This is a genomic window from Paenibacillus sp. RC73 (genome assembly GCF_044908085.1).
Classification (GTDB): domain Bacteria; phylum Bacillota; class Bacilli; order Paenibacillales; family Paenibacillaceae; genus Paenibacillus; species Paenibacillus terrae_A.
The window spans coordinates 372,743-381,049 of sequence record NZ_JBIYCV010000007.1 but is presented as its reverse complement, the minus strand read 5'-3'; the positions used below and the strand labels follow the sequence as shown (position 1 = coordinate 381,049).

At 47.2% G+C, this 8,307-nt stretch carries 8 protein-coding genes; 1 reads left to right on the top strand and 7 read right to left on the bottom strand.

The genetic code is table 11. The features are described from left to right. On the top strand, window positions 1-192 hold a 192-nt coding region (locus ABH897_RS19070), incomplete at its 5' end, for a hypothetical protein (protein WP_404519671.1). Between the two features lie 308 nt (window positions 193-500). Here the strand turns inward: ABH897_RS19070 and ABH897_RS19065 are convergent. The 7 genes from ABH897_RS19065 to obgE form a co-directional block, all read right to left on the bottom strand. Then, window positions 501-2,105, bottom strand: coding sequence for a LysM peptidoglycan-binding domain-containing protein (locus ABH897_RS19065; protein ID WP_404592556.1), 1,605 nt, complete (start codon window positions 2,103-2,105; stop codon window positions 501-503). 161 nt (window positions 2,106-2,266) lie between these two features. Next, window positions 2,267-3,151: a branched-chain-amino-acid transaminase gene (gene ilvE / locus ABH897_RS19060; RefSeq protein ID WP_149094823.1), complete on the bottom strand. Its 885-nt coding sequence runs from the start codon at window positions 3,149-3,151 to the stop codon at window positions 2,267-2,269. Window positions 3,152-3,169: 18 nt separating this feature from the next. Next, window positions 3,170-4,066 carry a prephenate dehydratase gene (gene pheA, locus ABH897_RS19055; protein WP_283652988.1) on the bottom strand — a complete coding sequence of 299 codons (897 nt, stop codon included), beginning with the start codon at window positions 4,064-4,066 and terminating at the stop codon, window positions 3,170-3,172. After that, window positions 4,063-5,031 (bottom strand): homoserine kinase, encoded by a 969-nt coding sequence (gene thrB / locus ABH897_RS19050; RefSeq protein ID WP_283652989.1) that lies wholly within the window; start codon window positions 5,029-5,031, stop codon window positions 4,063-4,065. Before thrB ends, pheA begins: the two co-directional genes overlap by 4 nt. A gap of 28 nt (window positions 5,032-5,059) precedes the next feature. Then, the gene (locus ABH897_RS19045) at window positions 5,060-6,346 is read right to left on the bottom strand and encodes a homoserine dehydrogenase (RefSeq protein ID WP_283652990.1); all 1,287 of its coding nucleotides are present in this window, start codon (window positions 6,344-6,346) and stop codon (window positions 5,060-5,062) included. Window positions 6,347-6,390: 44 nt separating this feature from the next. Then, window positions 6,391-6,828 (bottom strand): ACT domain-containing protein, encoded by a 438-nt coding sequence (locus ABH897_RS19040; protein ID WP_007431685.1) that lies wholly within the window; start codon window positions 6,826-6,828, stop codon window positions 6,391-6,393. Between the two features lie 157 nt (window positions 6,829-6,985). Next, a complete protein-coding gene (gene obgE, locus ABH897_RS19035; RefSeq protein WP_404519669.1) occupies window positions 6,986-8,296 on the bottom strand; it encodes a GTPase ObgE in 1,311 nt (436 codons plus the stop codon). Window positions 8,297-8,307 lie beyond the last annotated feature (11 nt).

Below are 8,307 nucleotides of genomic sequence, written 5' to 3'. Positions count from 1 at the left end.
ACTGACGAGATAAAATATCTCATTGTTCGCTTCCATTTTATACAGCCTGACGGCATGTACCAAAATCTCAGCGTTGGATTTTGCAAGCAAAATCCGTACTCACTCGTTGTTCAGTTTTCAAAGATCAAACCTGCATCATGTCTTGCGTTTGTTTTTACTTTCTTTCACCACCGCAACTCAGCGGCGACTTAAATAATATATCATGTTTTCTAAGGCTTTGCAACACTTTTTTTAAGATAATTTTTCGAGCATTTTCATTCTGCTTTGTGTTGCTAACTATCTCAGAAAAGACAGCTATAAGAATATATCATATTCTCCTGTTACTTAGCAACATTTTTTTTGATTGATTTTCTATGTCCTCACCTCTAATCGAAAAGAGAAGACTGTCATTCCGTTTCCGAGGAATAACAGCCTTTCTATATTTACATTTCACTCTTTTGGGTCAATCATAAGCTGAACTCACTTTCATGGAGTTTACCTTCACTTTTAATCCCCTTTTGTCAGTCCTTAATCCAGGGATTTTTGCGAGAGCGGGAACTACGGGCAGTGGAATGGGAAGCTGTTGCTACCGTCTTGCGGGAATTTTGATTTTTAGCAGTACTATTTTTACCTGAAACCTTGGCTTTGGATGTCTCTTCTTTGGCTGTATTGCCTGAGGTATCTTTCCCCTTGCCTTTACTCACGTTGCTATCTTTATGTTTGGGAGAAGAGTTAACTTCGTTTTGGGATCCAATATTCAGATTTTCGCCATTTCCCTGCGTTCCGGAGAAATCTGGTACTGACTCCACGTTCCCCTCCCGGCAGCCGCAGTCAGGCAAAAACATATAGGGAGTGGTATACCCCTCTAATGGATTCACAGGTGCATTCTCATGGGCGAACGGATGATGCGGGAGATTCGCGGATTGTTGCCCTTGTAACTGGCTATAGTCCGATACATACCCGCCCATAGGCAAGCTGTGATGGGGGGATCCCCATTCATGACCCCACTGACTGCCTTGGACTGCACTCTCAGGATGTTGCGGGTAACCTTGATGGATAAATGGAGGATAGACAGGATAGGATGTATTCTCAGCCGCTTCATAGCTTGGATGATACCCCGGGCACATGCAGTCCGGATAGACAGGATATGGTGTCGGTTGAACATTTATAGGCGCTGTTTGTACAGTTCCCCAACTCCATGGGTGCTCACAGTCTTGCTGATATCCCTGGTTGGGGGCTACCGAAGGAGCCCATTGCTCTACAAAGGAAGTATTTACTGGCGCATTCCCCCATGGCTGGGCAACCCCGATGCCTGGGTACCATGAGTTTGGTCCCGTATTTGTTGGTGAGTTGTAATCATGCGTTGGTTGCTGCATCGGCCATTGGGAATTTGTCGCTGGCTCCGAGTTCGTGCAACCGCAAAATTTCTCCGTTACAGGCTTCAGTTCAACATTTGCAGGCAGCTGCGGTTTTGGTTGAACTGGTTGCGAAGCTATAGGTTGAGGAGCAGGGTTTACGGGCGCCATCGGAATTTCGGGCAGTTTCAATTCAGGCAGCTTGGGAACGTTCACTATTTCCTTAGGCTGGTTCACCTGCTCTTTAGGGATAGGTGTGTTGTCTGGCTTGGGCTGAGTTAGCTCCGCTTTAGGTTGAGTCTGTTCCGCCTTGGTCTGGGGTAGGTTTTCGTTTTCATTATTTGCAGTTGATGCTGGTGACTCTGATTCAGGCTGTGTTGGCTCTTGTTTGACACCTGTGTTCTTCTTTTGATCCGAAGCAGGATTGTTCGCCTCGCCTTTGTATTGAGGAATATTGACGGTTTCCCCGACCAGTAGAGCGTTCGGGTTTTTAAGTTGGGAATTGGCATCAATAATTAGCTTGAGCGGGACTCCCCATGCCTTGGACAACTTCCACAATGAATCACCCTGCTTGACTTTGTGCTGATAAACCGTTGATGGCTGTTCTTGCATCGCAACAGGGTCTGCCGGAATTTTGATTTTCTCGCCGATACTTAACTGATTCGGGTCAGCCAATTGGGGATTGGCCGCAATAACTTTTTCCAGTGACACATTATATTTCTGGGCAAGCAAATACAGTGTGTCGCCTTTCTTGACGATGTGTATTTTCACAGGTCACAAACCTCCTAGACATTCGTTCGGGCAGGATAGGGTAAACGCCCGGCTTCTGTTATTACATCCTATGCACTTCCCGGGCGAATGACCCCATACAAACAAAAAAATCCTCTCAACCGAATCCCCTTGCGGGCATCCAGTCAAAAGGATTCATATTTTTAGTCCTGCCACACTTTATAGCCGTCTTGATCCACGATCTTACGGAACTCGGCCAGTAACTCCAAAGTCACCGGACCCGCAACTCCAGAACCAATCGTACGACCATCTACTTCATAAGCAGCAATAACTTCTGCTGCAGTTCCCGTAAAGAACACCTCATCAGCGACATACACATCATGCAGCGTAAAAGGCTGCTCCTTGAGCGCATAACCGAGCTCGGCGCACAAGTCGATAATAGCATTACGCGTGATACCCTCAAGCGCTCCCAGATAGCAAGGCGGCGTATACAACACTCCGTTTTTGACGATAAAAATATTGTCCGCGGAACCTTCCGTCACATATCCTTGGGAATTTAGCATAATAGCCTCGCCCACACCAGCATAGTTAGACTGAATTTTCACCAGGATGTTGTTGAGGTAGTTCAACGATTTGATTTTCGGATTCAAAGCATCTGGAATGTTACGACGCTGAGAGACGGAAATCGTCTTAAGCCCAGTCAGATAAGCTTCCTCGGGATAGATGGCGAGTTGCTCCACGATAATGATAATACTTGCTTTCGGACAGCGAAGAGGATCAAGCCCAAGATTTCCAGCACCACGCGATACAACCAGACGAATGTATCCATTACGCATCTCGTTAAGACGGATCGTTTCCGCCATCGCTTCCAGCATTTCATCAGGAGACAGCGGAATGTTTAACTGAATTGATTTTGCAGAATCGTACAGACGGTCCAAGTGCTCTTTGCATTTAAAAATATTACCGTTGTAAATTCGAATGCCTTCAAATATCCCGTCCCCGTACAAAAAACCATGATCATATACGGAAACCTTTGCATTTTCCTTAGTTACATGCTGTCCATCTAGATAAATCCATTGCTCTGCCATTAAGAACCGCACCTCCGATTATTGTTCTTCTAAAATAGGTTCTACTACTTCAACATACTTGTAGCTTGGATAGGAACCAAGGATACGCACGTGGCATCCCAAAGCCTCAATCTCTGCAAATGCTGCGGGAAGCAGGACGGATTCCAAAGATTCCAAAATTTCAATGTAAAAATAGTAGTTCCCCAGTTGCTTTTTGGTCGGACGCGATTCAATCCGTGACAGATTCAACCTGCGCCACGCAAATGCAGATAATACCTGATGCAACGCCCCCGGAAAATCCTGCGGAGGTGTCACCAAAATACTGGTCCGTTGACCTTCAGGTTTACGCGGGAGGCTGATAGGCTGATGGCCGATCAGGACAAAGCGGGTAAAGTTATTATCGTGATCCGTCACCTTGCTGGCCAAAATATCCAGTCCGTGCTTGGAAGCCGCAAGCTTGGTTCCCAAAGCAGTCCAGCCTTTGCCCGGGTTATGTTTAACAATTTCGACGGCTTCCGCCGTACTTCCTGCACTCTCCAGCTCAGCCTGAGCAGCCGTAGTCTGTATGAACTCCTTACACTGCGGAAGTGCTACGGGATGAGACATAATTTTGACCACATTGCTCAAATCCAGCTCGCCCCGGTCATTAGTAAATTCATTGCGATATCCAATGAGGTTTTGAATAGAAGGGTACACCCATTCCGCCTGCATCTGAATGTCCACTTCATGTACAAGCCAATCCATATGCAGACTTACAGAGCCATCAATTGTATTCTCAATCGGAATTACACTGTAGTCAGCCTTTCCCTTGTCCACAGCCTGAAATACATCTGCTATATACTTATAAAACAGCAATTCACAGGGCGTATCCCCTATCAAATACCGAATCGCTTCATGGGAAACGGTCCCCTCCGGAAGAAGTGCAATTCGTTTCATATCGTAATTTCCCCTTTAACCAAGTCCATAAAAGGAATCTCTTTCTTATCAGTATATACTTTAACGCCTTCGCTCTCTGGGCGCAATTTTAAAACAGATGCAGTGATTCCTTCCTTGCTCATCGTTTCGGTTAAATACTGTTCCAGTTCATCTCTCCGGTTTTCCCGGCGATCCGCCAATGCCAGCAATGTCGGTCCAGCTCCGCTGAGAGCCACCCCCAAAGCACCATAATGGTGCGCTTCCTGCAAAATCTCCGCCATACCCGGCACAAGCGCCGCCCGATAAGGCTGGTGAAGCCGATCCTGCATCGCCTCAGCGATCAAATCGGTTTGGCCTGATGCCAATGCCGCTACGAGCATCGAAGCATGGCTCACATTATATACGGCATCTTTCAAGGATACATGCGCGGGTAGAACCTCTCTGGCCTTGGAGGTAGACAATTGGAAATCTGGAATGACTACCAAAACCTCCAGATTTGCATCCGGCTCAAGCCGTAAATGCTTGGCATGTTTGCCATCCCACATCGCTGTAATAATGCCACCAAACAAGGAGGCTCCCACATTGTCAGGATGCTTTTCAATAGCACTTGCCATGTCAAACAGCTTGGAATCAGACAGAGGTGAGCCGATCAGCGCATTTGCAGCCACAAGCGCACCCACAATCGCTGAAGCACTACTGCCTAAACCACGGGTAAGTGGAATATCCGAATACATTGAAATATCCAACTCAGGAACTGGTACTCCAGCCTCCTGAAAAACCATTTGTGCTACTTTATAAATCAGATTCGTTTTATCCTGGGGAATGCCGTTCATTTCGTCCCCGTATAAATGGAAAGCCGTCTGTCCGGCTTCTTTCAATTCAACCCATGCATACAAGGACAACGCCATGCCCAGTGTATCAAAACCGGGGCCTAAATTGGCGGTACTTGCAGGCACACGCACTCTTGCTGTTTTTAAAACAGTCATACAAACAATTCCTCCTGCTTTTTTTGAACTATCCCTCAACCCGATACACACTCTTGATACGGCGAATGACATCCAGAGATTCAAAATGCTCCAGAACCTTTTTCATACTCGCCTTACTAGCCAAATGGGTTACGATAATAATTTCAGCATCTGGATTGACCTCATTTGGTTGCTGCACCACAGATGCCAAACTGACGTCGAATTCAGCAAATACCTGTGTGATCTGCGCCAATACTCCGGCCTTATCATCTACATGCAGAAGTACGAAGTTTTTGAAATACACGTCCTCATCACTGCTGATTTTTTTAGGGTTATAAGGTACGATGGCCTTAAGCCCATTCACGCCGAGCTTGAGGTTCTTCACTACAGCCACCAGATCGGCCACAACCGATGTAGCTGTCGGCATTTCTCCTGCACCCGCACCGTAGAACATGGTTTCACCCACGGCTTCACCGTGTACATAAACTGCGTTGAATACCCCGTTCACCGAGGCCAAAGGATGCTGCTTGCGTACCATCGTCGGCTGAACATTGATCGTAAATTCATCACCCTGACGCTCCGCAATGCCAAGCAGCTTCATTTCATAGCCGAGTGTTTTGGCAAAAGCGATATCTTCACTGGATACCTTTGTAATACCAGTAACGCTTACGTCCTTAAGCTCTACATCCGAACGGAAGCCGAGCGTACCGAGGATAGCCATTTTACGGGCAGCATCCAGTCCCTCCACGTCTGAAGTCGGATCAGATTCCGCGTATCCAAGCTCCTGCGCTTCCTTGAGAACTTCCTCGTAAGAAGCCCCCTCCTGACTCATTTTGGTTAAAATGAAATTGGTTGTACCGTTCACAATCCCCATAATACGAGTAATGCGATCGGAGGAGAAGCCTTCAATCAGCGTACGAATAATCGGAATACCGCCCGCTACACTTGCTTCATAAAAAATATCACACTGCTTTTCCTGCGCCTTCGCCAGTACTTCAGAGCCGTGCAGAGCCATTAAGTCCTTGTTCGCTGTTACGATATGCTTGCCGCGCTCCAGCGCTTCCAGAATGTACTTCTTCGTCTGATCCACGCCACCCATGACTTCGATAATAACATCAATCTCTGGATCACGGATGACCTCCCACGGGTCCTCTGTAAGCTTGGCGGGATCGACTTCAATGGAACGATATTTCTCTATATTTTTAACAGCTATTTTTTCAATAATGATCGGCGAACCGACTTGCCTGCTCAAATCTTCTTGATTTCCTTCCACGATTCGAACGACTCCCGTTCCTACCGTTCCTAATCCTAACAATCCTACTTTGACCGGTTTCATCCATTCCCCTCCTGCTAACTTATATCTGATGAGCTTTATAGCTCTTAACCTTGCCCGATCAGGCGAACGCGCTTCACACCGGAGATGGTTTCCAGGCCCTCCAGCAGAACCCCAAGCTCTTCACTGAGTCTGGACATTTCTACCGAAATGACTACATTGGCTCTGCCTTGCAGCGGGATGCTCTGCTGGATCGTTAGCACATTGCCTCCGTAATCTGCCACCCTGCCGAGAACTCTGGACAGCATGCCGGATTGATGCTCCAGATCAATGGAGATATTGACAATTCGCTCACGCTCCAACTGGTTGACCAAATGAATGCCATCCTTATATTTATAAAAGGCACTTCGACTTAGCCCAACTTGCTCCACGGCGTCATGCACGGTTTTAACATCTCCCGAAGCAAGCAGCAGCTTGACCTGGATCGTCTTAACGATAGCTTCAGGCAAAATATCTTCCCGTACCAAGTAATAGCGCTCTTTCACGAACGTCCTCTCCTCAAAGACTTATGTTTTTGTATAGAGGACATTATATCGAAACTCCTGACAATCGGCAAGCTAACTGTAAAAAAAACGGCTACTGCCGTCTATAGGGTTTCCTATAGCGTAGTAACCGTCCATACTTCAGACAAGTATTTCATTTTTAATAATAGCTGCTGCCTTCTACGAATTCAAACTCGAAATCGGCAATGCGTACAGGCGTTCCATCAACGGCACCACGCTTGCGCAGCTCAGCATCCACACCCATGTGGCGCAATGTTCTTGCTAACTTTAGAATCGCATCGTGCGAATTCAGCTGCATACGCTTCATCATGCGCTCGATTTTGACACTGTGCACCACGAATGTATCGTTTTCACGTATAATGGTGAAACCTTCATCCTCTGCCTTATCCAGCTTAAACACCTTACGTTCATTCACTTCCGCTACTTCCTCAACAACTGGCTCGTCCGGTATTTGATCCAACAGATCAGCAGCTCGATAGAGCAATTCCTTTACGCCTTGGCGTGTCAACGAGGAAATGGGCATAATTTCGAGATCTGGACGAACTGAAGCGATTTGCTCCTTGAATTGAGCCAGATTTTCTTCCGATTCCGGCATATCCATTTTATTCGCCGCCACAATTTGTGGACGCTCGGCTAATGTCGCGTTATATTGCTTTAATTCGTCGTTGATTTTAGTCCAATCCTCAAACGGATCACGACCCTCAGAACCCGCCATATCCACGACGTGAATAATAATACGTGTCCGTTCAATATGCCTCAGGAATTCATGTCCCAGTCCTATGCCTTCATGAGCTCCTTCAATCAATCCAGGCAGATCGGCCATAACAAAGTTGCGATGGTCGCCTACATCCACAACCCCCAAATTCGGGGTAATCGTTGTAAAGTGGTACGCGCCAATCTTTGGTTTTGCGGAGGAGACAACTGACAGCAATGTAGATTTCCCTACGCTAGGGAAACCAACCAAGCCTACGTCGGCCATTACTTTAAGCTCAAGGGTAATATAACGTTCCTGTCCCTCTCCGCCGTTCTCAGCCAGCTCAGGCGCTGGATTGTTTGGTGTGGCAAAACGGATATTTCCGCGCCCCCCACGTCCGCCTTTGGCCACGATGACCTGCTGACCATGACGTGTCATATCTGCCACTACTTCACCCGTATCATCATCCATGATGACTGTACCCGGAGGTATGCGTACGATCATATGATCCGCATTGGCTCCATGCTGGCTTTTGTTGCGGCCTTTTTCTCCACGTTTAGCTTTAAAATGCCGCTGGTACCGAAAATCCATTAAGGTACGCAAGCCTTCATCGACGCGGAAGATCACGTCTCCACCGTTACCTCCATCACCGCCACCAGGGCCGCCTTCAGGAACGTATTTCTCACGGCGAAACGCAATCAGCCCGTCTCCACCGTCGCCGCCCTTAACAAAAATCTTCGCTTTATCTACAAACATGGTTACACCTT

What these genes read in the sequence shown, in the direction of transcription:
- ilvE (WP_149094823.1), bottom strand. Translation starts at nt 3,151, where the DNA reads ATGGCAGAGCAATGGATTTATCTAGATGGACAGCATGTAACTAAGGAA.
- pheA (WP_283652988.1), bottom strand. Translation starts at nt 4,066, where the DNA reads ATGAAACGAATTGCACTTCTTCCGGAGGGGACCGTTTCCCATGAAGCG.
- thrB (WP_283652989.1), bottom strand. Translation starts at nt 5,031, where the DNA reads ATGACTGTTTTAAAAACAGCAAGAGTGCGTGTGCCTGCAAGTACCGCC.
- ABH897_RS19045 (WP_283652990.1), bottom strand. Translation starts at nt 6,346, where the DNA reads ATGAAACCGGTCAAAGTAGGATTGTTAGGATTAGGAACGGTAGGAACG.
- obgE (WP_404519669.1), bottom strand. Translation starts at nt 8,296, where the DNA reads ATGTTTGTAGATAAAGCGAAGATTTTTGTTAAGGGCGGCGACGGTGGA.